Origin of the sequence: Bacillus sp. T3, from assembly GCF_033449965.1 — a bacterium.
In the GTDB taxonomy this organism is placed as follows: Bacteria; Bacillota; Bacilli; order Bacillales; family Cytobacillaceae; genus Bacillus_BU.
The window spans coordinates 3,973,658-3,998,707 of the sequence record NZ_CP137761.1 but is presented as its reverse complement, the minus strand read 5'-3'; the positions used below and the strand labels follow the sequence as shown (position 1 = coordinate 3,998,707).

The window sequence follows — 25,050 nt, the reverse complement described above, 5'->3', positions numbered from 1 at the left end:
AGGGATTGCTCAATAAATTGAGTAATCCCAAATTTACGCTCCTAGGTCATTCTTCCTCAGGAATATAATATTTTGTCACATATGATGCTCCGGAGAACAGCTTCTTTTGCGGCAAACCACCACCACCCGGTTCAGCCACTGATGCTGGTGCTGGCTTTTTATGAGATTTTGCAAACGCCTCGGATGTTTTCCAACCCTCAAAATCACTCTCATCCTTCCATAATGTCACGATAACATACGTATCGGAAGTTAATGGTCGCAATACACGGATGCCAACAAATCCTGGCAGTTTTTCGATCGCTCGATCTCTATTTTTAAATCGATGTTCAAACAATGATCGTCCCTCATCTGTGACGGGAATATTATTCATTACAACGAAGCGAGCATTATCCAATGTCCCAACAGAATCAACGGCTTCATAGCTTCGAGGTTCTTTAAAAAGCGTCTCGCCATTCGTTTCATGGAATAGTAGGGCTTGATCCTCGTGCATCATCAACACCATGCGTTCACCTTGATGTGCCTCTTTAATTTTTAATAAATAATCATATGTACCAGCTGTCATAAATACATTCACAGTCATCACCTCGTTTTATCATTACTTTCCTATTTAAAAGTAATTCCGCAAATATAATGAACCTTCCTTCTAAAAAGTGAAAAATTTATTAAAGAAACCTCAATGAAAAAAGTCAATTTAACGACATTTGAAAGCGTCGTCTATACAACTATAAAAGAAAAGGATATATTGAAAACAGTTATGCCCACGGTTTTTTCTAGGTTTCTTTTGTGATAGTATAGACTAAATAAAATACAAATTAGAATTAGAATTTGACAGTCTTGAAAGGTGGATAAATCTTAATGACGAAAGTGATTAACGAAACGTTTTTAAAAGCAGCTAGAGGCGAAAAAACAGACTATGTACCAGTATGGTATATGCGACAAGCTGGGCGTTCTCAACCTGAATACAGAGCAATTAAAGAAAAGTATTCATTATTTGAGATTACACATCAGCCAGAATTGTGTGCATATGTCACAAGACTTCCAGTTGAAAATTATAATGTAGATGCTGCTATTTTATATAAAGATATTATGACTCCACTTCCTGCAATTGGTGTTGATGTTGATATAAAATCCGGTATTGGTCCAGTTATCACGAATCCGATTACTTCTCTTGCAGATGTTCAGAAGCTTGGTGAAATTGACCCTGAAGGCGATCTTCCATATGTATTTGAAACGATTCGTATTTTAACTCAGGAGCAATTATCAGTACCACTAATCGGTTTTGCTGGTGCACCATTCACGCTAGCAAGCTACATGATTGAAGGTGGTCCTTCGAAAAACTACAATAAAACAAAGGCCTTCATGTATACAGATCCTAAAGCATGGTTTGCGCTTATGGACAAGCTTGGTGAAACAACAATCACGTATGTGAAAGCACAAATTAAAGCGGGAGCGAAAGCCGTTCAAATTTTTGATTCATGGGTTGGAGCATTAAATGTTGAGGATTATCGTTACTTCATTAAGCCTGTAATGACTCGCATTTTCTCGAGCTTAAAAGAAGAAGGTGTGCCGTTAATTATGTTTGGCGTAGGTGCAAGTCACCTAGCGCTGGAGTGGAATGATTTACCTTTAGATGTAGTTGGTTTAGATTGGCGTTTACCAATTCAACAAGCTCGTTCAATGGGAATCAATAAAACGGTTCAAGGTAACTTAGATCCTGCCATTCTGTTAGCTCCATGGGAAGTTATTGAAGAAAAAGCTAAAGCCATTTTAGATCAAGGAATGGCACAACCTGGTTATATTTTCAATCTAGGTCATGGCGTATTCCCACAGGTGAACCCAGATACGTTAAAACGTTTAACTACCTTTATCCATGAGTATTCAGCATCCCAGTTAAAAGGTTAATAACTTAACATATTGAAGTACTTTTTAAAAGAAAGCCCCCTCTAGTTCCTAAGTGATTTTCTTCCTAAGGGAGAATCTTTAGCTACTTTGTGGGGCTTCTTTTATAATGGTTGTGTTAATGACCCTGTTGATTTTTGAGCACGCTGTTGATTGGAGCGGAAGGTGCGAGACTCCCCCGCGGAAAGGGAGTACCTGCAGCGGAAATCAACAGACAAATTTAGCAAAGCATTAATAATAGAAGTTTTTTTATTGGTAAAATTCCTCACTTTTTGGGAAAATACACAGGAAGATAAAAGTAGAGAATAGGTGGAGACAAATGAGCAAAAAGAAAATGGGACTTCTAGTTATGGCATATGGAACACCAACCAGAGAAGAGGACATTGAACGGTACTATACACATATCCGTCGTGGCCGAAAGCCATCACCAGAAATGCTCGAGGATTTAAAGAATCGCTATGAAGCGATTGGTGGCATTTCTCCTTTAGCTAGAATTACACTAGACCAAGCAAAAAAGCTAGAAGAGCATTTGAACATAATTCAAGATGAAATAGAGTTTAAGATGTACTTAGGACTTAAGCATATTGAACCTTTTATTGAAGACGCTGTTAAACAAATGTATGAAGATGGAATCAGTGAAGCTGTTAGTATCGTTCTAGCCCCTCATTTTTCAACCTTCAGTATAAAATCATATAATGGACGAGCACAGGAAGAGGCTGAAAAACTTGGAGGTCCTTCGATTGTATCAGTAGAAAGCTGGTATCAGGAACCAAAGTTTATTGGTTATTGGGCTAACAAGGTTAAAACTACATTTGAGCAAATGCCTGTTGAGGAAAAAGAACATGCGATGCTAATCGTTTCAGCCCACAGCCTTCCAGAAAAAATTGTCCAACTAGGCGATCCATATCCAGAACAGCTTCAAGAAACGGCAGATCTGATCGCAACAGAAGCGGGAATAAAAAATTATACAGTTGGCTGGCAAAGTGCGGGGAATACTCCGGAGCCTTGGCTTGGTCCTGATGTACAGGATTTAACCTCTGAATTATTTGAAAAAGAGGGCTATAAAGCATTTGTCTTCACTCCAGTTGGTTTTGTCGCTGACCATTTAGAAGTACTATATGACAATGATACAGAATGTAAGGCAGTGACAGACAGAGTAGGTGCTAGCTATTATCGACCAGAGATGCCAAACTCTCAGCCGGAATTTATTGATGCAATGGCTACAGTCGTATTAAAAAAATTGTCTGATCATTAATGAATTTATTGAAAAGAAGGGTTTTACCATGTTAGAAAAAAAACAAAGGGTAGTTATTATTGGGGGCGGAATAACAGGTCTCGCAACAGCCTACTACTTGCAAAAGCATGCTGCCGAACATAACCTACCTTTTGAAGTGAAGCTAATTGAAGCATCTCATCGGCTCGGTGGAAAAATACAAACGGTTGTTCAAGATGGGTATGTTATTGAAAGAGGTCCTGATTCGTTCCTCGAGCGGAAACAGAGTGCCTTGCGACTTGCGAAGGAGGTGGGAATAGACCATCTTCTCGTAAACAATTCGGCAGGTCAATCCTTTATTCTTGCAAATGAGCGGATATACCCGATGCCAGGTGGCTCGATTATGGGAATTCCAACGGAAGTAGGTCCTTTTATCACAACCCAGTTATTCTCAGTAACTGGTAAGATGAGAGCGGCGGCTGATTTGCTGATCCCGAGATCATGCATGAAGGAGGATCAGTCACTAGGACATTTCTTTAGGCGCCGGTTGGGGGATGAGGTATTGGAAAATTTAATTGAACCTCTCTTATCGGGAATCTATGCTGGGGATATTGATCAGCTTAGCTTAATGTCTACATTTCCACAGTTTTATCAGGTGGAGCAAAAATACCGCAGTTTAATTCTTGGAATGAGAAAAACATCACCGCAAAAGTCAAAAAGCACGGAAGGCTCTTCGAAGAAAAAGGGGGTTTTCTTAACTGTTGAAACAGGTTTGCAATCCTTTGTCGAAGCAATCGAATCGAAGCTTCAACCACAATCTGTCATTAAGGGCTACCGTGTCGAGGCGGTTACAAAAGCTGGAGAGGAATATGAGATAGAGTTAAATAGTAGAGAAAGAATCATGGCTGACAGTGTTGTTGTGGCCGTTCCGCATCTTACCGCATCATCGATCTTTTCTAAATACAATTATTTCTCTGTTTTTAAAGATGTCCCTGCAACCTCGGTCGCTACTGTCGCCCTTGCATTTCCCGAAAAGGCGATAAAAAAGGACATAAATGGGACAGGCTTCGTTGTATCAAGAAATAGTGACTTTTCAATCACAGCTTGTACGTGGACACATAAAAAATGGCCGCACAGTACACCGAAGGGTAAGGTTTTACTCCGTTGCTATGTTGGGAGACCAGGTCATGAGACAATTGTTGACTTGTCAGATGATGAGATAATAAATATTGTCCTAGATGATTTAAACAAAACAATGGACATAACAGAAAAACCAGAATTATCCGTAGTGACACGCTGGAAGGATTCGATGCCACAATACACAGTCGGCCATCAGAAACGAATAGATTCAGTTACGGAAATGATGGCAGAAGAGCTACCAGGCATTTTTCTTGCCGGAAGCTCCTATCAAGGAATTGGTGTGCCCGATTGTATTGACCAAGCAGAGGCAGCAGTCAAGAAAGTGCTTCAATACTTACAAAAAGCAACTGTTTCTTAAGCAGTTGCTTTTTTTGTAAGTGGAAATGGTATAAAGTTTTGGAGGGTGCTTTTGCTTTTTTTACTTGCAATTTCATTTGTTATTTGATAAATTATTTTCATACCGAATGACCAAATTGTTCATCTGGTCATTTTTATCAAGAAAAGAGGTGCAGTGTTGGGAGTAAATCGAAAACAGATGATACTAGAGGCTGCGACAAAATCATTTTCTTTATTTGGATTTAAGGCAACGACAATGGACCAAGTCGCCAAATTGGCCAACGTTGGGAAAGGAACGATTTATACCTTTTTTAAAAATAAAGAAGAGCTGTTTGATGAAATTATTTCAGGTTTAATTTTCGAAATGAAAGCAGCAGCAGATGAAGCAATCGATCCAGCGCTTCATTTCCATGAAAATCTGCATCGTGCTCTGTTCAAAATGATTGAATTTCGTAGTCAGCATCAATTGATGATCAAGCTTTTTCAGGAAGAAAGGGAAATGGGGACACTGGCAGTTCAAGAAGTGATTGCGAAGGTTGAGCAAACCATTATTAGCTATATTAAGGAAAAGCTGATCATTGGGGTAGAAAGAAAGGAAATAGAGAGCTGTGACCCGGAAATAACTGCGTTTATTATTATTAAAATGTACATTGCCTTGATTTTTGATTGGGAAAAAAGGCACGTACCACTATCAAAGGAAGAAATAGCAAAACTATTTGAAAGATATATCGTGAAAGGATTATCTAAATAGGAGACTAGATAGTCTTTTCTTTTGCGATAAAATGACTAAATGAACAAAATGGTCAATAAGATATTTGAGGAGGCTTTAACTTGAAAGGGAATTTAATTAAGGGAGAATGGCTTGCGATACTTCGTAATAAAAAGCTGCTAATTCCTGTGATTGCAATATTATTCATCCCTGTTTTGTACGCTGGAATGTTTCTCTGGGCATTTTGGGATCCATATGAACGCTTAGCGGATCTTCCAGTTGTAGTTGTCAATGAAGACAGTGGCGCAAGCTTTGATGGTAAAAAGATTAATTTAGGAAAAGATTTGACTGAGAAGCTTAAGGAAAGTGCTGAGTTTCAATTTCATATAGTAAATGAAAAATCGAAAGCCTTAGATGAACTAAAACAGCAAAAATATTATTTGTTAATAGATATACCAAGTGACTTTTCAGAAAATGCAACGACTTTGCTCGAGAAGGATCCGAAAAAGTTAAAGCTTGTTTATGTACCAAACGAGAGTTATAACTTTCTCTCTTCACAAATTGGTGGAACAGCAATCGAAAAATAAAAGCATCTGTTGCTGAAAAGGTATCAGAAACATATGCACAAACATTGTTTGATAAAGTGGGCGAAATTTCCGACGGAATGGATCAGGCTAGTGATGGCGCTGGGAAAGTAGCCCAGGGTGCAAAAGAGTTACAGGGTGGTTCTGAAACTTTATCATCATCATTATCAGAATTAGCAGCGAAATCACTACAGTTTCAAACTGGAATAAACAAGGCAAATGCTGGTTCCGTGGTATTGGCAACAGGTGTTAACACCCTTTCTGGTGGATTATCAGAGCTTGGGGAAGGGCATAAGCGGCTTGAAACTGCTTCAGAGCAGCTTTTAACAGGTGAGAGTGAACTTGCTGCGGGTTTATCGCAATCGAAATCAGGACTGGAGCAGGTTGAGGCAAAAATTCCTGCGTTGATAGCTGGCACGGAACAACTGCAAACAGGTGAGCAAAAATTAACTTCTTCATTACAACAATGGCAGACAAGTGCGCAAACTGCATCCGATTCTGCTAAACAAATAAATTTAGGTGTTCAAGGGCTAGAGCAGCAATTGCAGCCGATTATAAGCCAGTTGCCACCTGAACAGCAGGAGGCCTTACGTACGACTTTAACAAAACTATCGGATGGTACAAAGCAATTATCTGCTGGCAATGCAGGACTTGCAAGTGCTGCTGGAAGCATTGCTGCTGGAGGAGAAAATTTATCAACAGGGTTAGGAAATCTTGCGGCAGGACAAAAACTTCTACAATCTGGAATCGGTCAAATCTCTGACGGAAGTGTCAGGTTGGAAACCGGTGCTAACACCATTGTGACTGGACAGGAGAAATTCATTGCTGGAATGAAATTGTTTAATGAAAAATTGGCTCAAGCAAGTAGCGGTTCTAAAGCTCTAGCACAAGGTTCGGATGAATTATCTAATGGTGTGACGAAGCTTGCTGATGGAACGACAAAAATAGTTGATGGTGCTGGCAAATTAGCAGCTGGATCACAACAACTAGTAGATGGAAATGAAAAACTGACGAATGGTTCACAGGAATTAGCATCAAAATTAGCTGAGGGGGCAGAGCAAACTGCCTCAGTTCACGGCTCTAACAAGACCTATAATATGATGGCTGCACCCGTTGAGGTGAAAAATGAAAAAGTGAATGAAGTACCGAATTATGGGACTGGATTTGCACCTTATTTTCTTTCACTCGGCCTATTTGTTGGTGCATTATTGCTTTCAATCGTCTTCCCATTACGTGAATCAGTTGGCAAACCTAAAAATGCCTTCAGCTGGTTCTTAAGTAAATTTGCTGTTATTTCTGTCATAGGGATCATCCAAGCGTTACTTGCCGTATTGGTTATAGTAGTTGGTTTAGGGATTGAGGTTCAAAATATCCCGTTATTTCTTCTCTTTGCCATTGTAACAAGTCTAACTTTTATCACGTTAGTACAGATGTTAGTTACATCGTTAGGGGATGCTGGACGGTTTGTTGCGATTATTATCTTGATTTTACAATTAACAACCAGTGCAGGAACCTTCCCGCTGGAATTGATACCAGATTTTCTTCAACACTTTAATGCATTCTTACCGATGACCTACAGTGTTAAAGGATTTAAAGATGTCATTTCAAGCGGAGATTTTGCGAGCTTGTGGCAAAATGTTGTCATTTTAGGCTTGTATATCCTTGCCTTTATTACAGGTACGATTTCTTATTTCACCATGATGCATAAGCGACGTTTCTCAGCAGCAACATTAACTGAGTAACAGAAAATCACCCCAATTTTTTGGGGTGATTTTTTATAAGAAAGTAATGGTAGATATCCAATTAGAAGTTTAGGCTGTAACACTTAAACACTTTTCACATTTGTTACCGTAACATTCATGTTGCTCTTCAATCACATCACCGCATTCAGTACAGTTTTTCGGTGGTAAATTTCTGAAAAATTCTAAGGCGTTTTCTAGCATGGTGAAAATCCTCCTTTTTGATTGAAAATGTGTGAATATTTGAAATGTTAGTTTGATTGTAGTATAACACAAATCAACAGTCAATATGTGTTTTAAAACAATTTAGTTAAAATGTAAAAAATGGGCGTAATCGAGTATAGTAATACTGTGAACTTTAAATAGAAATGGCGACTGGAGGCAAGAGCATGCAACTATCAATTGTTGGTTGTTGGGGTGGTTATCCAAAAGCAAATGAAGCAAGCTCAGGGTATCTGCTTAAGCAAAATGGATACAATTTACTCGTTGATTGTGGGAGCGGGGTTTTATCCAAGCTTCAGAACTTAATTAAGCCAGAAGAACTAAATGGATTGATCCTGTCCCATTATCATGCGGATCATATAGCTGATATTGGTGTACTTCAGCATGCGCTTTTAATCCAAGGATTTTTGGGTAATCAAGTACCGTGCTTACCTATATATGGACATGCTTTAAACAGCCTGGAGTTTTCAAAGCTTACCTATAAAAACATAACAAATGGTGTTGCTTATGACCCGAAAGCAACCATTAATGTTGGGCCGCTTACGATTCGCTTTTTACGAACAGAGCATCCTGTACCATGCTATGCGATGAGAATCGAAGCAGATCAAAAGGTATTCGTGTATACAGCTGATACAGCGTTTAAAGAAGAACTAATCGACTTTAGCAAGGACGCCGATTTGCTGTTATGTGAATGTAACCTATTTGGCAACATGAATGGAAAAGGGGCAGGGCATATGACAAGCTTCGATGCCGGCACTCTAGCCGCACAAGCTAATGTGAAGAAACTGATCCTTACCCATCTTCCGCATTTCGGAGATTTACAGCAGCTTGTTATGGAAGCCTCACAGCATTACGCGGGTGCGATTGTATTGGCTGCTCAAGATATGGTTGTAGACATTTAACTCTATACATAAGGGAGTGTGTAAAATGTTATTTATTGATAACAAAGGAATTACAGATGCTCGGATCAATTTAGCGATTGAAGAGTACGCCTTAAAAAATTTAGATATTAATGAAACGTATTTATTGTTTTACATAAATTCTCCATCGATTATTATTGGGAAAAATCAAAATACGATTGAGGAAATCAACACAGAATATGTCGAAGCAAATGAAATTCAAGTCGTGCGTCGTCTTTCAGGAGGTGGAGCTGTTTATCATGATTTAGGTAACTTGAATTTCAGCTTTATCACGAAGGATGATGGCGAGAGTTTTCATAATTTCTTGAAGTTTACACAACCAGTGATTGAGGCGCTTCAACAGCTTGGTGTGAATGCAGAATTAAGTGGTAGGAATGATCTTGTTGTTGAAGGGCGGAAAATTTCTGGTAATGCTCAATTCTCGACTAAAGGAAGAATGTTTAGTCATGGAACGCTAATGTTTGATTCGGAAATCGACAGTGTTGTTTCCGCATTAAAGGTAAAAAAGGACAAAATTGAATCAAAGGGAATTAAATCGATTCGCAGTCGTGTTGCAAATATCTTTGAATTTTTATCAAACAAAATCACGATTGAGGAATTTCGCTTAAAACTTTTGCAAAGTATATTCGGAACAGACAAAGAAATTCCTGAATATGTCTTAACAGATGATGATTGGGAGCAGATTCATCAGCTATCTAAGGAACGGTATCAAAATTGGGATTGGAATTATGGCAAATCACCAAAATTTAATTTGCAGCATTCGCATCGCTTCCCAATAGGACAAATTGATATTCGCCTTGAGGTTCATAAGGGCCAAATTGAACAGTGCAAAATATTTGGGGATTTCTTTGGGGTCGGAAATGTGTGTGATATTGAAAGACTGCTTACTGGAATAAACTATGAAAAGAAGGCAATCGAGGATGCGCTTTCTGAAATAGAAATTAAACATTTCTTTGGGAATATTACGAAAGAAGAATTCGTTCAATTACTTTATTAATTGAGATAAGAAACGGTGCAAATGCACCGTTTTTTTTAGTGGGAGGATCTTATTTTATTTTGGATAAAACAGAATAATTAGTTCGTAAAGGCGTAATAAAATGATTAAAACACAGAATATAGATTTATTTTCTTGAATGTGGTATCGGAATGTATTATGATGTATTTAGAAAATTTACAATTTTCAAAATGAATGAATCGCCATTCATAAATGTATATGGGTAAAGGGGAGAAGGAAATGAATTTAAGCTGGCAATTGCATGAAATTTCGAAGAATCTTCCGCAAAAAACTGCTTACATCTTTAATGGCCAATCATGTTCCTACGCAGAGTTAGACGCTTCTATTACAAAATTTGCAGCAGGTCTTCAAAGCTTAGGCATCAAAAAAGGAGATCACGTCGCTTTATTATTAGGAAATTCCCCTCAATTTATTATCAGTCTATATGGTGTTCTGCGCGTTGGAGCTACTGCTATACCCATCAATCCCATTTATACCCCTGACGAAATTAGCTATATCGTGATGAATGGGGATGTTAAGGCTGTTATTGCTGCAGAGCCTTTACTTCCATTAGTTGAAAAAATAGATACAATTCTACCGTCAATTCAGCACTTTATCATCTGCGAAGCAACTATCGATAATGAGCCTCCTGTCAAAATCAATAACGAAAAAATGAAATCGCTTTCAGGTGTTATGAATATAGACGTGTCAGATTTTTCATGGCCTCAGCTTGATAGTGATGAAACAGCCGTTATTTTATATACCTCAGGAACGACAGGCAAACCAAAGGGAGCAATGCTAACTCATCAAAATTTATATCGAAATGCAAGAGATACCTGGAAAATATTTGCGAATGAACGAAGAAGATCGCATCATAACGGTCCTGCCAATGTTTCATGTGTTTTGCTTAACCGTTGCCTTAAATGCACCATTAATGTGTGGTGGTACTTTATTAATTGAGCCAAAATTCAGTCCAAAAGAGGTTTTTTCACTAGCAAAAAGGTACAAGCCAACCATTTTTGCTGGGGTGCCGACGATGTACTCATTTTTACTGCAATATCCTGACGGTGATCCTGCCGATCTCCATTCCTTGCGTTTATGTATTTCCGGTGGAGCATCTATGCCGGTTGCTTTGCTTCAAAATTTTGAAAAGAAATTTCAAGTTGTCATTTCTGAAGGTTATGGTCTTTCTGAGGCTTCACCTGTTACCTGCTTCAATCCGGTAGATCGCCCTAGAAAACCTGGTTCGATTGGAACGTCGATTATGAATGTGAAAAATAAAGTTGTCAACCCATTAGGGGAGGAGTTACCAGTTGGCGAGGTTGGAGAACTGATTGTCCGAGGGCCTAACGTTATGAAAGGCTATTATAAAATGCCTGAAGAAACGGAGGCTACGATTCGCAATGGATGGTTATATACAGGTGATTTAGCAAGAAAGGATGAGGAGGGCTATTTTTATATTGTTGATCGGAAGAAGGATATGATTGTTGTCGGTGGCTACAATGTATATCCACGCGAGGTTGAAGAAGTGATATATAACCATCTGGACATAGTTGAAGTCGCTGTTCTTGGCGTTCCAGACCCTGAATTTGGTGAACAAGTAAAATGTTTTGTTGTAAGTAAAAATCCATTCCTAACAGAAGAGAATCTTATTACCTATTGTCAAGAGTCCTTAGCAAAATATAAAATCCCAAAAACAATCCAGTTTTTAACAGAGCTTCCCAAAAATACGACTGGCAAAATACTAAGAAGAGCGTTAAGACAAAACATTTTACAGGGAAAGTAAAAAAAGCTACTTAAAAGGGGATACCGATGTTTTTGAGCAACCTTCTGTTCTGGTTAGGACAGGGCTCATATTAACATCGATATCCTTTATTTTATGTTGAAAATAAAGGAAACGAACAATTTCTGACACAATGTTTCTTAGAGGGTTTTCGAAATATCTAAAAATACTTGCAATTAAAAATAGTTTTGCGATATAATTTAGTGCATAAAAGCGGTTATGTGAAAAAGCAAAAAACTGAATGGGGGAAGAAATGTGAAGAAAAACTGGAAAAGTTTTGTAACAGCAGGCTTAATTGGCGGATTACTACTAACTGGCTGTAGCAGTAAAGAAACCGATAAAGCTGGAGATGATAAAGACTCTAAAAAAACATATAAAGTGGGTGTGACGCAAATCGTCGAGCATCCATCGTTAGATGCTGCATATGATGGTTTTAAAAAGGCGCTTAAAGATGCAGGTTTAGATGTCGATTTTGATGTTCAGATCGCACAAGGTGATCAAAATAATAACCAAAGTATAGCTAATAATTTTGTTGGTGATGGAGTAGATTTAATTTTCGCCAATTCAACACCTAGTGCTTTAGGAGCATTAAATGCAACAAAGGATATCCCAATTGTGTTTACTTCTGTAACCGATCCTGTTGGTGGTGGTCTAGTTAAATCGATGGACGAACCAGGAGCTAATATTACAGGAACAACCGATACTCATCCTGATGCGATTCCAAACACCGTTAAATTTATGGATGAACAGTTCGAAGGGAAAAATGTTGGGGTTATCTATAATGCCGGCGAACAGAATTCAGTTGCACAAATTGACCTTGTTAAAAAGGCAATGAAGGGAACGGATCTGAAATTAGTTGAAGCGACAGTATCTACGTCTGCAGAAGTAAAGCAGGCCGCTGAATCTTTAATTGGCAAGGTTGATATGATTTACATCATTACCGATAACACAGTTGTTTCGGCGTTAGAATCAGTTGTACAAGTTTCAAATGAACAAAAATTACCACTATTTGTAGGGGAACTTGATTCAGTAAAACGCGGTGGATTTGCAGCTTATGGCTTCGATTATTATGATATTGGCTATGAAGCAGGTGAAATGGCTGCACAAATTTTAAAAGGTGAGAAAAAACCAAGTGAACTTCCTGTACAATATCCTCAGAAACTAAAGCTGTTAATTAATAAGGATGCCGCATCAAAAATGGGCGTTGAAATTAAAGATGAATGGAATTCAATGGCTGAATTTACAAAATAACACTTAGAACAATTGTTTAAACATATGGAGCGAGTGATCGTTTACGTTCTACGATGATTAGAAGGCTCATCAAGTGCAAAAAGCTAGATTACAGCCATGATAGAAAGGAAGAGTTATATGTTTACCGCAATATTTGGCTCTGTAGAAGCTGGTGTCATTTATGCACTGATGGCTTTAGGAGTTTACCTTTCTTTTAGAATATTAGATTTTCCGGACTTAACGGTGGATGGGAGCTTCGTAACAGGAGCTTCTGTCGCCGCTGTTCTCATTGTTGAGGGTGTTAGTCCTGTTCTGGCTACAATTGCCGCACTTCTGGCTGGTGTTCTAGCTGGATTATTAACAGGATTACTTCATACAAAGGGTAAAATAAATCCGCTTTTGTCGGGAATTCTGATGATGATTGCCCTTTACTCTATTAATCTACGAATTATGGGGAAATCGAATGTCCCACTATTACAAGAAGAAACGGTTATTACCCAAATCAATGATTTTTGGAGCAAGCTAGGCATTGATGCTGGGCTTGAATCACTGTTTATCAGCATGGGCTTGGGAGATTATGTTCCTAGAACATGGGGCATCTTATTGGTTATGCTTGTACTAACTTTAGTGGTGAAATTTGCAATTGATTGGTTTTTAAAAACTGATTTAGGTTTGGCCATTCGTGCGACTGGTGACAATGAAACAATGATCCGTAGTTTCTCGGCTAATACTGATTTCTTGAAAACGTTAGGTTTAGGGATTTCTAATGGTTTAGTCGCTCTATCTGGTGCATTGATTGCACAGTACGGTGGATTTAGCGATGTTGGAATGGGGATTGGAATGATCGTCATTGGTCTTGCCTCTGTCATTATCGGTGAAGCTGTCTTCGGAACAAAAAGTATCGTACGCGCAACTCTAGCTGTCATTGGTGGTGCGGTTCTATATCGTATCATCGTTTCACTTGCGCTTCGCGTCGAATTTCTTGATACAGGTGATATGAAATTAATTACAGCCTGCATTGTCATCATTGCTCTTGTAATTCCTAAAATAATGGGAGCACAGCGTGAACGAAAACGGAAGCGCAAACGGCTGTTAGAGGCAAGAAAAAGTCAAAGTTCAGTAAAGAAAAGTGGTGAGCAGCTTGCTTCAATTAAATCAGATATTTAAGGTTTTCAATGAAGGTACACCAGATGAGAAAATCGCCTTGGATCATGTTAGTCTGAATATGAAAAAGGGGGATTTTGTCACAGTTATCGGTAGTAATGGAGCAGGAAAATCGACGTTAATGAACATTATTTCAGGGAAGCTCATCACGGATATTGGGACGGTTTCAATTGATGGAAGTAACGTGACAAATGTGAGAGAGCACAAACGCGCAAAGCTTATTGGCCGCGTGTTTCAGGATCCAATGGCTGGTACAGCACCCAAAATGACGATTGAAGAAAATTTGGCGATTGCCTACTCAAGAGTAGGTGTGCGAGGCTTGCGAAGTGGACTATCAAAAAAACGACGTGATTTCTTTAAAGAGAAGCTAGAAATGCTTCATTTAGGTTTGGAGAACCGCTTGCAGGCGAAAGCCGGTTTATTATCGGGTGGTGAGCGGCAAGCATTATCATTGTTAATGGCGACTTTTACCGAGCCCAAAATTCTGCTTTTAGATGAGCATACTGCAGCGCTAGATCCATCACGTGCTGAGCTGGTGACGCAATTAACAAAGGAAATTGTTAATGAATATCATTTGACGACGCTGATGGTTACGCATAATATGCAGCAGGCGTTAGATCTTGGGAATCGCTTGATTATGATGGATAAAGGTCAAATTATTTTCGAAGCAAATGAGGAACAGAAGAAGGATTTAACGATTGACCGACTTCTAGCTGAATTCCAACGAATTCGTGGAGAAAAAATGAACAGTGACCGAGCTGTATTGATTTAGAATAAAGAAAAAAAGCACGCCCCTTATTTTTTGAACTATACCCTGGATAACGGACACTGATAAAAAAGTGCCCCTATTCCGGGGTTTTTTGTGTTTCAATAGATTTAATGAATATGGGCGGAGGATTATCATGAGTAAGAATATTTATAATGAATTCCAAATTAAAGAGCTTGAGAAGAATCCTAATGTTGTGAGCGTTTCTGAAAGGTCAATCTCGTATAGTCCGGAATTTAAGGTAAAAGCAGTTACGGATTACAAAAGTGGAAAAACACCATCACAAATCTTTATTGAACATGGCTTTGACCTCAACATGATCGGTAAAGATCAACCTAAACGTTGTCTTAGGCGTTGGAGGGATTCGTATAAAAGGTTTGGAGAGGATGGTTTCCTTACAGAACGCAGAGGCAAAGGGAGTACAGGACGCCCTTCTTCAAAGCATCTTTCCGTGGAAGAGAAATTACGAAAAGCTGAGGCAAGAATTAAATTCCTTGAGGCAGAGAATGACTTCCTAAAAAAGCTGGAAGAGTTAGAAAGGCAGGCGCTGAAGAAGAAACGATTTTAACGGCAGCTGAAAAGTTTTCTCTAATCGAGAAAACGTTAAGAATACATCAGTTAAAGAAAGCTGTTTCCTTCCTGTGTAAACTGGCAGGTGTAAGCCGTAGTGGCTACTATGATTGGTTGAAGGCTGCACCTTTACGTGCACAACGTGACGAGCAGGATGAATTGGATATAGAGTTAATCCAAGAAATTTTCATTAGCAAAAAGGAAAAAGTAGGTGCCCTCCAGATTAAAATGATTATGGAGAATGATTATACAGCCATAATGAATCACAAAAAAATTAGGCGTCTAATGGCAAAATATAATCTTGTAACCAAAGTAAGGAAGGCCAATCCCTATCGTAAGATGGCCAAGGCAACCCAGGAACATCGAACCTGCCCTAACCTTCTTAACCGAGAATTCAATCAGGAAGAACCAGGGAAAGTCCTGCTTACTGACATTACTTATCTCTATTTTGGAAAGGGTCAAAAAGCATATTTATCTTGCGTAAAGGATGGAGCTACAAGGGAAATTATTGCGTACCACTTGTCCACATCTTTAGAGATGGATATCGTCTATAAGACGTTAAAAAAGTTAAAAGTAGCTGTCAGCAATCATTTTCACCCAGAAGCCATGTTACATTCTGACCAAGGTGTCCACTATACGCATCCTCTATTCCAAAGCAAAGTGAAAAAGCTTGGCATAACTCAATCAATGTCCCGAAAGGGAAACTGTTGGGATAACGCACCAATGGAAAGCTTCTTTGGACATTTTAAGGATTTAGCAGAGTATAAATCCTTAGATAATTTAAAAGAGGTTAAGAGAGAAGTAGATCGAGTAATCGAAGAATATAACCATCACCGTTATCAATGGGGCTTAAATAAAATGACCCTGGTACAATACCTGGGCCACTTATTAGCTGCATAGGCGCTTTTTTAAACTGTCCGTAAACGGGGGCACAGTTCATTTCCAAATGGGCGTGCTTTTTCATTTAGATTTATCAAGCTGTTTTCCGCTCCTTTTTTCGAAAGAAAACCATCGTTAGTACAATCAAGATGACTGGGATAAACGCTCCCATAATTAGATTCAATGGCACGTATGACTGAAATAAGAACTCATTAAACTCCGCATAATTTTTGGCGAAAAGGAGGGAGAAGACACCAATAAGCCATGCCAGTGGGATGACAAGCGGTTTGTAGGATGATAGCTTGAATGCTTGCCCAATTCCTAAGCTAAGTCCGTAAAAAAACAATGCAATCCGAATCATGGAGCCTACGGTCCAAAACAAAATGGCAATCGTATCGAATCGGTTGATTACTTCCCCAGCTGCAATATAGCGAACCTCTGAAAAGGTTGGAAAAGTCATTTTAGCTGCTTCAACAGGACCGAACAATGCGACTGGACCTGTGATCGGTCCAAGGAAAAAAATTAAGGTAATAAGAGCTGACCATGCTCCAGTTTTAACTAATATTTTTGGCCTTTGTACATAAGGAAGAATCATTCCCATTATGACGAATTCACCAAACCATGCCATCACGGAGAGAGAGCCAGTTGCGACGGGACGGATACCGTTACCTAAGATTGGCAACAGGTTTGCATAGTCTTTGTGTCCACCCATAGTTAAAAAAACAACCGCAAGTGCGAAAAACACGAGTATAGGTAGCATAATCTGATTTAAACGTCCCAGTGTCTCCAAACCAAGATAAACAATAAAGGCTGTTAGCAGAAGAATAATCGTCACGAAAGCCCATGCTGGTGTTTCAGGCATGATTCGTTTGTATGCTTCAACAAATAATCTTGTTCCTAAAATCACCATAATAAAAAAATAAATAAGATAAACTATACCTAGGCATTTGCCCAGCCATGAGAAATGCTGAAACAGGATTTCAATTAAAGTTAGACCAGGGAAGGTTTGCGATAGTTTTACTAAAGAAAGTATACCGATAAACCCAAGTACGGTACCTACAATAGCGGCGATCCAACCGTCTTGACGACTTTGGGATAGAATCACTGTTAATAAAATCAGGTGACCGATTATGGTCAAGGAGGTAATAGCCAACATTGCAGCTTGAGTGTTGCTGATTCTCCCTTGTTCAATCATGTTCGATACCTCCGTTTCATTTCACAAGATCGTTTAGACCATTGAATAAGCTAGCGATGGAAGGAACTTGGATACCGAAAATCAAGATGACCCCAGCAACAGCAGCTAGGCTTAGGATTCCTATTACTACTTTGAAGGTTTTATGCTCTTCTCTTTTCCATAAATAGTATAGGTGAGGCCAGGTAGAAATGACCACCAGCCCAACAAATAGTAAGAAGGATAATAATTTCATACTTTACCTCGATTCATTTGCTTTGCTAGGCTCTTTATGTAAACCATAGCGTGAAATGTTTGCGTGTACTTTAATATTAACTTTTAAATTTTTTAGTCCACCTTTTCGCCACTTTGGAGCGAATTCATTCCATTTTTTGGGATCAGTCCGATAAATGACCTCACCAAAAGCAAAGATATCTGTTTGCCATTGTTTTTGAGCTTTGTTTAATACAGTATTTGCTTCCTTTACAATTTGCTCTTCTAATTGTTGATTGAGTTTATTAAGTTGAGTGCTGTCTAATTTGAGGTTTGAACAGGTTATTTCGCCAATATCAGCCTCAACATTCATTTTAACCGTCATTGTGTTTTTATCTGTATCTGGAATGAATTGTGTCTCTGTATTTCTTGCAATGATGCTTACATTCTCATCTGTTTTATTGCCGCAGTCCAACACAATCACATCATTTTGTAAATCACCAAGGATCCATAATAATCCACGCGTTTCTTCCTCGTTTAAAAAGCCTTTTAATTTTCCTTCCTTAAAAACCGCTGTTCCATCTAAACTGGCGACTTTCAATTGTTTTTGTTGATTAGTATCAAGGTGTTGTTTTTCGCCTTCAGCTTGAATTTTGAGCTTTTCCGCTGAAGTTAAAACACCAGTTACTGGATCGGACGTATTACGAGAATATTCCTTCATGAATTGACTAATATCCTTAATTAGGTTGGAAGAGACATTTCGATTTGCTTTCGTAAAATCTAATATTTCAAGCCCGAGTGATGGATTAAATTTAGGAGAAGTTCTAATAACATCAGCAGCATTTCCTTCGGCTATAAGTAGTATAATATTAGGTCGAAATCCATTCTCTCGATGGAAGTAATCAAGAGCAGGTTGCATTTTTTCCCTTGCCGCCTTTTCACCGAAAATAACGGTTTCCATATGACCTACATAGATTTTCTCTGAAATTGAATTAGATAATTGATTCATTGCTTTGAAGATGGTTTTTCCTGTTGCCGTTTCAATCAAAAATTTATTCTGGTTGTCTCCAAACATTTTCTCATTCGAAACAGTGGAGAAAAGGGAAGAGGGTCTAACTAGAACAGCGGTAACCTCATATTCTCCTGCATCGTTTACATCAATCCCGATAATGTTAGTAATCGCCATTTCATGAATTTCAGTTGAGCTCCAGCAACCAGATAGAAGGAGGGTGATCAAGAAACAAAGGCATATAATGATTCTTTGTTTGCAATCAGTAAATGTGATAGAGTTCATTCTTCATCCTCCTTTTCTACTGGAGGTTTCGTGTAATTAGTGGAACCAGCCCGAACAATATTCTCATTACCAAAATCAGCTGGTCGGGTCTCCATAGCCCACCAGGGAGCACGAATAAAAACGTCCTTCCAGCTTTCTTTCTGTGCTGGTGAAACTGGAGAAAAATACGGTACACCGAAAGAACGCAAGCTAACTAAATAAGTTAAACCAAACATAAGCCCAATTATAATTCCCATAAATCCGAATAAGCCAGACAATATGAGTAAGGGAATACTCGAAAAGCGAATGATTTGATGAAATGCATAGTTTGGTAAAATAAATGAAGTTAAGGCGGTAACAGAAACAACTACAGTTAAAACGGGACCGACAATACCAGCTTGAACCGCAGCTTGACCAATCAAAACAAGACCTAAAATACTGACAATCGCTCCACCTAATGTTTTGGGCATCCTTAAGCCAGCTTCCCGCAGTAGTTCAAAGGTAATTTGCATAAAGATGGCCTCAATTAAGACTGGATAAGGTAATGCTTCCCGATTTGCAGCAATCCGTATGATGAAAGGATTTTGTAATAAATCTGGATGAAAGGAGATTAGAGCAACATAAAAGGCTGGTAAAATCAGTGTGACAAATAGACCAAGAAAACGAATCCAGCGGATGATTGTAGCGACCAATGCCCCGTCATAGTAGTCCTCACTTGAATGGAGAAATTCAACAAATATAGCAGGGACTGTAAGGACAAATGGAGAACCATCAACAAGAATGGCCACCTTCCCTTCTAGTAAGCCACCGCATACACGATCTGGTCGTTCTGTGCTTAGCACAGTTGGTACCAGGTGACTTTGGAGCATCCTTTATCATCGATTCCACATAATGACTATCCAAGATTCCATCGATTTTAATGCGAGATAGTCGTTTATGGACCTCTTTAACGATGTCTTCATTGGCAATTCCCTTCATATAAACAACACTAATCTGCGTGTTGGTTTGCTCGCCAATCGTTAAGTGTTCCACTTTTAATGAATGTGTTTTGATTTTTCTGCGAATCAAGCTTAGATTTTTTTCAATATCTTCAACAAATCCTTCTTGAGGGCCACGAACAGTTCGTTCTGAATTTGGTGAGGAAACGATTCGTCCATGGTCATTACTAGAGTGAAAGACAAACGCTTTTTCGTATTCATTTAGAAGTAGTACGGTATTGCCTGTTAGGATTTGAGTAGATACGTCATGGAATGTTAAAGCCTCCATAATCGTGCTAAGAGTAAATTGTTTTCTAATAAAGGAGGGTAAATCATCCTGACTAGTTGGGAACTCAGTATGTAAAGCCAGCCTTTGTTCAATTTCATATAGTGCTTGTTGTTTAACTAATCCTTGTAAAAAGAGGAAGCAGCCAGAAAAGCTTCCGATCTCGGTATGATGAATAATTAAATCGTCACAGCCGTCAAACAGCGTTGTAAGTATTTCTATATTTTTTTGAAAAGAAGATGATAGTGGAGTTGAGTCCTTCTGCTCATCAAAGTGACGATGCGTATTTCTTAAAGTAACCTGTCCGAACATTCGCCAAGCACCTCCTAATCGATAACTTTTCCAAAACGAGATGAATTATGCGCAATCACCACGAAGAAATGTGACCCAACATTATATTTTCTTAGAACAAAAAGTAACAGAAATTCGCCGAAAAAATATATAATATGTTTGGTTGCTATTATTTTTGTTGAGTTACCATTCAAAGAAAAAGATATTGGAGTGATTAGATGAAAGCTGTAGTTCACGAGGGGCAGACAGGTTTGGAAGGGCTTACATATCAGGAATTCAAAGAACTGGAGCCAAAAGCAGGAGAGGTTAGAGTAAAATTAAAAACTGCAGGTTTAAATCATCGCGATTTATTTACACTAACTCGCCATCAACCAACAGATCCTCCACTAATCATTGGGTCAGATGGGGCAGGCATTGTTGATGCTGTTGGGGAAGGTGTTGTCAATGTGCAGGTTGGTGATGAAGTTATCATTAATCCTAGCCTTGGCTGGAAGGAAAACAGTGATGCTCCACCACCTGGATTTGAAATTCTTGGACTTCCGTTTCATGGTACCTTTGCAGAGAAGGTGGTTATACCAGCGGAAAATGCAGTGAAGAAACCAGGTTATTTATCGTGGGAAGAAGCGGGGGTCTTATCACTAGCTGGCTTGACTGCTTATCGCGCCTTGTTTACACGTGGAAAAATCAAGGCAGGAATGAATGTGTTGATACCAGGAATTGGGAGTGGAGTCGCCACTTTGTTATTGCAGTTTGCAAAGGCAGTTGGAGCAACTGTTTATGTAACATCACGTTCGAAGGAAAAATGTGAAAAAGCGCTAGCAATCGGTGCTGATAAAGCTTTTGATAGCAATGAAGATTGGAGTCGAGTGCTTGAAGGAGTAAAAATGGATCTTGTGATTGAATGCGTTGGCGCAGCGACTTTCAACAAATCACTGGAGCAGCTTCGACCTGGGGGTACCATTGTAACCTTTGGAGCGTCCGCAGGGGATGATGTGCAAATCAATTTACGCAGTTTTTTCTATGGTCAGCTTAACCTCCTTGGTTCCACTATGGGAAGCGGAGAGGAATATGCCGCAATGCTTCAGTTTATCGAAAAACATGCCATCAGACCTGTTATCGATACGATGTATCCGCTAGAGCAATTTGCGGATGCATTAGCGCGGATGGACAAAGCTGAACAATTAGGGAAGATAGGGTTTTTAATAGAATAAAATTTATTTTTGGAGCTGTGTCCATTGCCGATTAGTCGGTAGGATTTATAATATAAACTTAAGTAACGGAAAAGACCGACAGATTGAGTGTCGGTCTTTTCGTTTTAGTATTTACTCTTTTTTCCCCTATTAACAGCTCTAAATCTACGGTTATTGCTGAACTTGCTGTGGCTATATACGCCTGAATCTTTTCCTCTGTTAAGGACCAAGTGAGCGGCGTCATTTTAAGCAATGCATGAAGCGTTACTTTATTTAAATGAATACTATAAGTTACCCTTGAACGATTAATTAATTGGAAGTTTTCTTCAAAATGTTCAACTGTCTCTTTGTTTGAATAGGTTTGTTTATCGGAATCTTCATAGAATGCTTCACGTAATTCTTTCAAGTAGCCGCTTTGTGGGACAATTTTTATTACAACGCCATCATCTTTCAACAGTCTTGAAAATTCAGCATAATTTGAAGGAGATAAAATATTAAGAATGACATCGAACTGATGATCATTAAAGGGTGACTGAGCTAAATCGGCAACAGACCAAATTTGATTGGCGTAGTTTTTCGCGGCCACGATAATCCCGTCTTTGGCAATATCGATTCCAATCCCAACGATTGGTTTATTTATTTTAGCGCAAATGGAAGCGAGATGGGTTCCTTCTCCACAGCCTGTATCAAGGATAACTAGCTTTTTACTTTGTTTAAATGAAGCATAGTTCACAATTGATTTGGAAATCTCAGTGACGACTGGTTCGAAAAATCCAACCTCTGCCATAAGGCTTCTACGAGCTTCAAAAAGCTTCTTATCATATTTCGTTTTAACAGTATGAGTCATGAAGTTAAGATAACCTTGTTTTGTAAAATCAAATGTATGTCGATTTTGGCAAATTAAGCTTTTTAATTCGATTACGCTCAAATTTGAACCACATAGTGGACATTTGAAAATATAATCATTTTCACTTACGTATTTTGCACAACTCATTCTTTTATTTAGCAATGTCAAAAAAAGCACCCCTCAAAACAAACCAGATAAAATACACAAATCTATTTTAGCATAAAACTGTTTAGCACTTTAAAGAAGTGGGGGACTGTCCCCCGCTTCTTTAAAGTGCTAAAGTGTTGTTTTTCTAAGTGGTTTAGAATGGGAGAGGAGGACTTTGGCTAAAGATGAAGAAAGAGAATGTAAGTATCTTAATTATAGGAATAATTCTATATCTTTAACGAAAATGGGGTGTGAACGAAGTATGACGATAGAAGAAATCATGTTTAAGCTTGAACAATTGGGGACAGAGCAAACGAAAAAAACACATATCCGACATGGGGCAACAGAACCGCTCTTTGGGGTAAAGGTTGGGGATTTGAAAAAGCTCGTTAAATATGTGAAAAAAGACCATGATTTGGCGTTGGCCTTATTTGATACAGGCAATTCCGATGCAATGTATTTATCGGGTTTATCGATAAACCCGAAGCGGATGTCAAAGGCGGAGTTACAGAATTGGGTGGGTAAAGCCTATTGGTATTTGCTTGCTGAATATACAGTTGCGGGTGTTGCTGCTGAAAGTGATTATGCGTTAGAAATGGCAAGGGAATGGATGAGTTCAAAGGAAGAAATGATTGCATGTTGTGGTTGGAGCACGTATGCCAACTATCTTTCGATTACTCCCGATGAAAAACTCGATTTTGATGAAATACGCCATTTATTGGAGCAAGTGGAGGCCAACATCCATACTGAAAAAAACAGAGTTCGATATAATATGAATTTGTTTGTAATTTGTGTCGGTGCTTTTGTTGCTTCACTCCATGATGAAGCGATGGAAGTAGCTGAAAAGATTGGAAAGGTTCACGTTAATGTTGGCCAAACCGCATGTAAAGTCCCGTTAGCGACCGATTATCTAAAAAAAATTGTAGAGAAATCAAAGGTCGGTGCCAAGAAAAAAACTTGCATTTGCTAATGTAACGCAGTAAAGCGATGGGGGACTGTCCCCCATCGCTTTACTGCGTTATAATGCTGAATATGGATCACGTTTTATTGAAGGATATATTTACATAAGTTGGCTTGAAAATCTCAATGTCAGGAGATATCTAAATGGACAAATGGTTTAATAGTAAAAGACTGAGTGGATCAGGTAAATTCATTAAAATTAATCCCGCTCAAACATTAGCAATTGGGTTTTTGTGCCTTATCGGAATTGGGACGCTATTGCTTATGCTTCCTATATCGACACAAGACCTGGCACCATTTATCCTTTATCGATGCACTATTTGAAGCGACTACTGCGGTTTGTGTAACAGGATTAGTTGTCGTAGACACGAAAACGACATTCACTTTGTTTGGACAAATAGTTATTCTACTGTTAATTCAAGTAGGGGGTCTAGGGTTTATGACCTTCGGTGTCCTTATATCTTTATTTCTTGGGAAAAATATTGGATTGTCTAGCAGACTGATGATTCAGGAATCTTTAAACCAGCTTTCCTTAGAGGGGATGGTAAGACTCGTTAAATTCGTAGTCGGTTTTACTCTTTTAATTGAAGGGGTGGGGGCAGTCATTTTAGCCATTCGCTGGGCAAAGGATTTTGGGTTTCCCCAATCAATTTACTATGGAATATTCCATTCAATCTCCGCCTTTAATAATGCTGGAATCGATATAATGGGTGATTTTAGAAGTATGACCGACTATGCCGGAGACGTAACGATCATTATGACGCTAAGTTCATTACTTATAATCGGCGGAATTGGCTATACCGTTATTTTAGATATTTTGCGAAAAAGGTCGATAAAGACCCTGTCCTTACATACAAAATTGGTCTTAATTATGACGATAATATTGAATGTAGTCGGAACCTTTTTAATCTTTTTGCTAGAATACAATAATCCAGGAACATTAGGAGGCTTATCTCTAAAAGAGAAATTCTTAGGGGCTTATTTCCATGCAATTGTTCCGAGAACTGCGGGTTTTAACAGCTTAGCTATGGGGGATTTGACTCTTGGGACCCAGTTTGTAACGATGCTGCTTATGTTTATTGGTGGAGGATCAGGTGGGACAGCAGGCGGAATCAAAGTCACGACATTTTTTGTCATCGTCCTTGCTGTTTGGAGTTTGATTAGAGGAAGAGATGATGTCAATGTTTTGAAAAGACGGGTACCAAAGGACATCGTATTTAGAGCGTTCTCGATTACTTTGTATTCAGCAGCACTTATTTTTGCGATGCTATTTATTTTAATGATAACGGAAACAGCTCCGCTGAACGTATTAATGTTTGAAGTTATTTCTGCGTTTGGCACTGTTGGGATGTCAATGGGGCTAACAACTGAACTTAGTTCGATAGGAAAAATACTTATTACGATTCTGATGTTTATGGGTAGAGTCGGACCACTTACTATAGCCTTTGCATTGGCGAAAGCTGGCAAAAAAACACCATATAAATATGTGGAAGAAAAAATCATGATCGGATAAATAGTAACGCATTAAAGCGGTGGGGGACTGTCCC

Annotated in this window: 23 protein-coding genes and 2 pseudogenes; 17 read left to right on the top strand and 8 right to left on the bottom strand. The window is 38.8% G+C overall.

Features of this window, described 5'->3' with window-relative positions; all coding sequences use genetic code 11:
* Positions 1-46: 46 nt before the first annotated feature.
* Positions 47-574 carry an antibiotic biosynthesis monooxygenase family protein gene (locus RGF10_RS20410; RefSeq protein ID WP_318505334.1) on the bottom strand — a complete coding sequence of 176 codons (528 nt, stop codon included), beginning with the start codon at positions 572-574 and terminating at the stop codon, positions 47-49.
* Positions 575-855: 281 nt separating this feature from the next.
* On the opposite strand from RGF10_RS20410, the gene hemE reads away from it, so the two are divergent.
* The 6 genes from hemE to RGF10_RS20380 all read left to right on the top strand — a co-directional run bounded on the left by hemE (position 856) and on the right by RGF10_RS20380 (position 7,623).
* Complete coding sequence (gene hemE, locus RGF10_RS20405) at positions 856-1,902, top strand: uroporphyrinogen decarboxylase (RefSeq protein ID WP_318505332.1); 1,047 nt, start codon at positions 856-858, stop codon at positions 1,900-1,902.
* Positions 1,903-2,218: 316 nt separating this feature from the next.
* Positions 2,219-3,154 (top strand): ferrochelatase, encoded by a 936-nt coding sequence (gene hemH / locus RGF10_RS20400; RefSeq protein ID WP_318505331.1) that lies wholly within the window; start codon positions 2,219-2,221, stop codon positions 3,152-3,154.
* 28 nt (positions 3,155-3,182) lie between these two features.
* The gene (gene hemY / locus RGF10_RS20395) at positions 3,183-4,610 is read left to right on the top strand and encodes a protoporphyrinogen oxidase (RefSeq protein WP_318505329.1); all 1,428 of its coding nucleotides are present in this window, start codon (positions 3,183-3,185) and stop codon (positions 4,608-4,610) included.
* Between the two features lie 177 nt (positions 4,611-4,787).
* The gene (locus RGF10_RS20390; RefSeq protein WP_412176751.1) at positions 4,788-5,339 is read left to right on the top strand and encodes a TetR/AcrR family transcriptional regulator; all 552 of its coding nucleotides are present in this window, start codon (positions 4,788-4,790) and stop codon (positions 5,337-5,339) included.
* 80 nt (positions 5,340-5,419) lie between these two features.
* Positions 5,420-5,884, top strand: coding sequence for a YhgE/Pip domain-containing protein (locus RGF10_RS20385; protein ID WP_318505326.1), 465 nt, complete (start codon positions 5,420-5,422; stop codon positions 5,882-5,884).
* A 77-nt stretch (positions 5,885-5,961) separates the two neighbouring features.
* Positions 5,962-7,623, top strand: a complete 1,662-nt coding sequence (locus tag RGF10_RS20380) for a YhgE/Pip family protein (protein ID WP_318505324.1) — start codon at positions 5,962-5,964, stop codon at positions 7,621-7,623.
* Between the two features lie 69 nt (positions 7,624-7,692).
* Here RGF10_RS20380 and yhfH read toward each other — a convergent pair whose 3' ends face one another.
* Positions 7,693-7,824: a protein YhfH gene (gene yhfH, locus RGF10_RS20375; protein WP_318505322.1), complete on the bottom strand. Its 132-nt coding sequence runs from the start codon at positions 7,822-7,824 to the stop codon at positions 7,693-7,695.
* 185 nt (positions 7,825-8,009) lie between these two features.
* Between yhfH and RGF10_RS20370 the strand changes: the two genes are divergently transcribed.
* The 8 genes and pseudogenes from RGF10_RS20370 (at position 8,010) to RGF10_RS20340 (ending at position 16,169) form a co-directional block, all read left to right on the top strand.
* Positions 8,010-8,744, top strand: coding sequence for an MBL fold metallo-hydrolase (locus tag RGF10_RS20370; protein ID WP_318505320.1), 735 nt, complete (start codon positions 8,010-8,012; stop codon positions 8,742-8,744).
* Between the two features lie 25 nt (positions 8,745-8,769).
* Positions 8,770-9,759 carry a lipoate--protein ligase gene (locus RGF10_RS20365; RefSeq protein WP_318505318.1) on the top strand — a complete coding sequence of 330 codons (990 nt, stop codon included), beginning with the start codon at positions 8,770-8,772 and terminating at the stop codon, positions 9,757-9,759.
* A gap of 210 nt (positions 9,760-9,969) precedes the next feature.
* Positions 9,970-11,065 (top strand): annotated as a pseudogene (locus tag RGF10_RS20360) (AMP-binding protein); the annotation flags it as partial.
* Positions 11,066-11,110: 45 nt separating this feature from the next.
* The gene (locus RGF10_RS23980) at positions 11,111-11,542 is read left to right on the top strand and encodes an AMP-binding enzyme (RefSeq protein WP_412176750.1); all 432 of its coding nucleotides are present in this window, start codon (positions 11,111-11,113) and stop codon (positions 11,540-11,542) included.
* Positions 11,543-11,794: 252 nt separating this feature from the next.
* A complete protein-coding gene (locus RGF10_RS20355; RefSeq protein ID WP_318505316.1) occupies positions 11,795-12,790 on the top strand; it encodes an ABC transporter substrate-binding protein in 996 nt (331 codons plus the stop codon).
* A 117-nt stretch (positions 12,791-12,907) separates the two neighbouring features.
* Positions 12,908-13,936, top strand: a complete 1,029-nt coding sequence (locus tag RGF10_RS20350; protein WP_318505314.1) for an ABC transporter permease — start codon at positions 12,908-12,910, stop codon at positions 13,934-13,936.
* Positions 13,911-14,705 (top strand): ABC transporter ATP-binding protein, encoded by a 795-nt coding sequence (locus RGF10_RS20345; protein WP_318505312.1) that lies wholly within the window; start codon positions 13,911-13,913, stop codon positions 14,703-14,705. The genes RGF10_RS20350 and RGF10_RS20345 overlap by 26 nt, the downstream gene beginning before the upstream one ends.
* 130 nt (positions 14,706-14,835) lie before the next feature.
* Positions 14,836-16,169 (top strand): IS3 family transposase gene (locus RGF10_RS20340; protein WP_318505310.1). Its coding sequence is split into 2 segments (ribosomal slippage): positions 14,836-15,208 and positions 15,208-16,169, totalling 1,335 coding nucleotides; the frame shifts between segments, so codons are not numbered across the junction.
* 73 nt (positions 16,170-16,242) lie between these two features.
* On the opposite strand, the gene RGF10_RS20335 is transcribed toward RGF10_RS20340, so the two are convergent.
* From RGF10_RS20335 to RGF10_RS20315, 5 genes are read right to left on the bottom strand one after another with little or no spacing between them, the layout of a single operon-like run.
* Complete coding sequence (locus RGF10_RS20335; protein ID WP_318505308.1) at positions 16,243-17,343, bottom strand: GerAB/ArcD/ProY family transporter; 1,101 nt, start codon at positions 17,341-17,343, stop codon at positions 16,243-16,245.
* A 16-nt stretch (positions 17,344-17,359) separates the two neighbouring features.
* A complete protein-coding gene (locus tag RGF10_RS20330) occupies positions 17,360-17,575 on the bottom strand; it encodes a hypothetical protein (protein ID WP_318505306.1) in 216 nt (71 codons plus the stop codon).
* A 3-nt stretch (positions 17,576-17,578) separates the two neighbouring features.
* Positions 17,579-18,826, bottom strand: a complete 1,248-nt coding sequence (locus RGF10_RS20325; protein ID WP_318505305.1) for a Ger(x)C family spore germination protein — start codon at positions 18,824-18,826, stop codon at positions 17,579-17,581.
* Positions 18,823-19,674: a spore germination protein gene (locus tag RGF10_RS20320; protein ID WP_318505302.1), complete on the bottom strand. Its 852-nt coding sequence runs from the start codon at positions 19,672-19,674 to the stop codon at positions 18,823-18,825. The genes RGF10_RS20325 and RGF10_RS20320 overlap by 4 nt, the downstream gene beginning before the upstream one ends.
* Entirely contained in the window at positions 19,577-20,380 is an 804-nt protein-coding gene (locus tag RGF10_RS20315) for a spore germination protein (protein WP_318505300.1), read from the bottom strand. The genes RGF10_RS20320 and RGF10_RS20315 overlap by 98 nt, the downstream gene beginning before the upstream one ends.
* A 197-nt stretch (positions 20,381-20,577) precedes the next feature.
* Here RGF10_RS20315 and RGF10_RS20310 point away from each other — a divergent pair, with 197 nt between their 5' ends.
* Positions 20,578-21,570, top strand: coding sequence for a zinc-binding dehydrogenase (locus tag RGF10_RS20310; RefSeq protein WP_318505298.1), 993 nt, complete (start codon positions 20,578-20,580; stop codon positions 21,568-21,570).
* 58 nt (positions 21,571-21,628) lie between these two features.
* Here RGF10_RS20310 and RGF10_RS20305 read toward each other — a convergent pair whose 3' ends face one another.
* On the bottom strand, positions 21,629-22,543 hold the full coding sequence (locus tag RGF10_RS20305) for a putative RNA methyltransferase (RefSeq protein WP_412176749.1): 915 nt from the start codon (positions 22,541-22,543) through the stop codon (positions 21,629-21,631).
* Between the two features lie 262 nt (positions 22,544-22,805).
* On the opposite strand from RGF10_RS20305, the gene RGF10_RS20300 reads away from it, so the two are divergent.
* On the top strand, positions 22,806-23,513 hold the full coding sequence (locus RGF10_RS20300) for a DNA alkylation repair protein (RefSeq protein WP_318509613.1): 708 nt from the start codon (positions 22,806-22,808) through the stop codon (positions 23,511-23,513).
* 134 nt (positions 23,514-23,647) lie between these two features.
* Positions 23,648-25,016 (top strand): annotated as a pseudogene (locus RGF10_RS20295) (TrkH family potassium uptake protein).
* Positions 25,017-25,050 lie beyond the last annotated feature (34 nt).

What these genes read in the sequence shown, in the direction of transcription:
- RGF10_RS20335 (WP_318505308.1), bottom strand. Translation starts at nt 17,343, where the DNA reads ATGATTGAACAAGGGAGAATCAGCAACACTCAAGCTGCAATGTTGGCT.
- RGF10_RS20380 (WP_318505324.1), top strand. Translation starts at nt 5,962, where the DNA reads ATGGATCAGGCTAGTGATGGCGCTGGGAAAGTAGCCCAGGGTGCAAAA.
- RGF10_RS20390 (WP_412176751.1), top strand. Translation starts at nt 4,788, where the DNA reads ATGATACTAGAGGCTGCGACAAAATCATTTTCTTTATTTGGATTTAAG.
- RGF10_RS20305 (WP_412176749.1), bottom strand. Translation starts at nt 22,543, where the DNA reads ATGAGTTGTGCAAAATACGTAAGTGAAAATGATTATATTTTCAAATGT.
- RGF10_RS23980 (WP_412176750.1), top strand. Translation starts at nt 11,111, where the DNA reads ATGAAAGGCTATTATAAAATGCCTGAAGAAACGGAGGCTACGATTCGC.
- hemY (WP_318505329.1), top strand. Translation starts at nt 3,183, where the DNA reads ATGTTAGAAAAAAAACAAAGGGTAGTTATTATTGGGGGCGGAATAACA.
- hemE (WP_318505332.1), top strand. Translation starts at nt 856, where the DNA reads ATGACGAAAGTGATTAACGAAACGTTTTTAAAAGCAGCTAGAGGCGAA.
- RGF10_RS20365 (WP_318505318.1), top strand. Translation starts at nt 8,770, where the DNA reads ATGTTATTTATTGATAACAAAGGAATTACAGATGCTCGGATCAATTTA.
- yhfH (WP_318505322.1), bottom strand. Translation starts at nt 7,824, where the DNA reads ATGCTAGAAAACGCCTTAGAATTTTTCAGAAATTTACCACCGAAAAAC.
- RGF10_RS20370 (WP_318505320.1), top strand. Translation starts at nt 8,010, where the DNA reads ATGCAACTATCAATTGTTGGTTGTTGGGGTGGTTATCCAAAAGCAAAT.
- RGF10_RS20320 (WP_318505302.1), bottom strand. Translation starts at nt 19,674, where the DNA reads ATGCTCCAAAGTCACCTGGTACCAACTGTGCTAAGCACAGAACGACCA.
- RGF10_RS20330 (WP_318505306.1), bottom strand. Translation starts at nt 17,575, where the DNA reads ATGAAATTATTATCCTTCTTACTATTTGTTGGGCTGGTGGTCATTTCT.
- RGF10_RS20350 (WP_318505314.1), top strand. Translation starts at nt 12,908, where the DNA reads ATGTTTACCGCAATATTTGGCTCTGTAGAAGCTGGTGTCATTTATGCA.
- RGF10_RS20300 (WP_318509613.1), top strand. Translation starts at nt 22,806, where the DNA reads ATGACGATAGAAGAAATCATGTTTAAGCTTGAACAATTGGGGACAGAG.
- hemH (WP_318505331.1), top strand. Translation starts at nt 2,219, where the DNA reads ATGAGCAAAAAGAAAATGGGACTTCTAGTTATGGCATATGGAACACCA.
- RGF10_RS20310 (WP_318505298.1), top strand. Translation starts at nt 20,578, where the DNA reads ATGAAAGCTGTAGTTCACGAGGGGCAGACAGGTTTGGAAGGGCTTACA.
- RGF10_RS20315 (WP_318505300.1), bottom strand. Translation starts at nt 20,380, where the DNA reads ATGTTCGGACAGGTTACTTTAAGAAATACGCATCGTCACTTTGATGAG.
- RGF10_RS20325 (WP_318505305.1), bottom strand. Translation starts at nt 18,826, where the DNA reads ATGAACTCTATCACATTTACTGATTGCAAACAAAGAATCATTATATGC.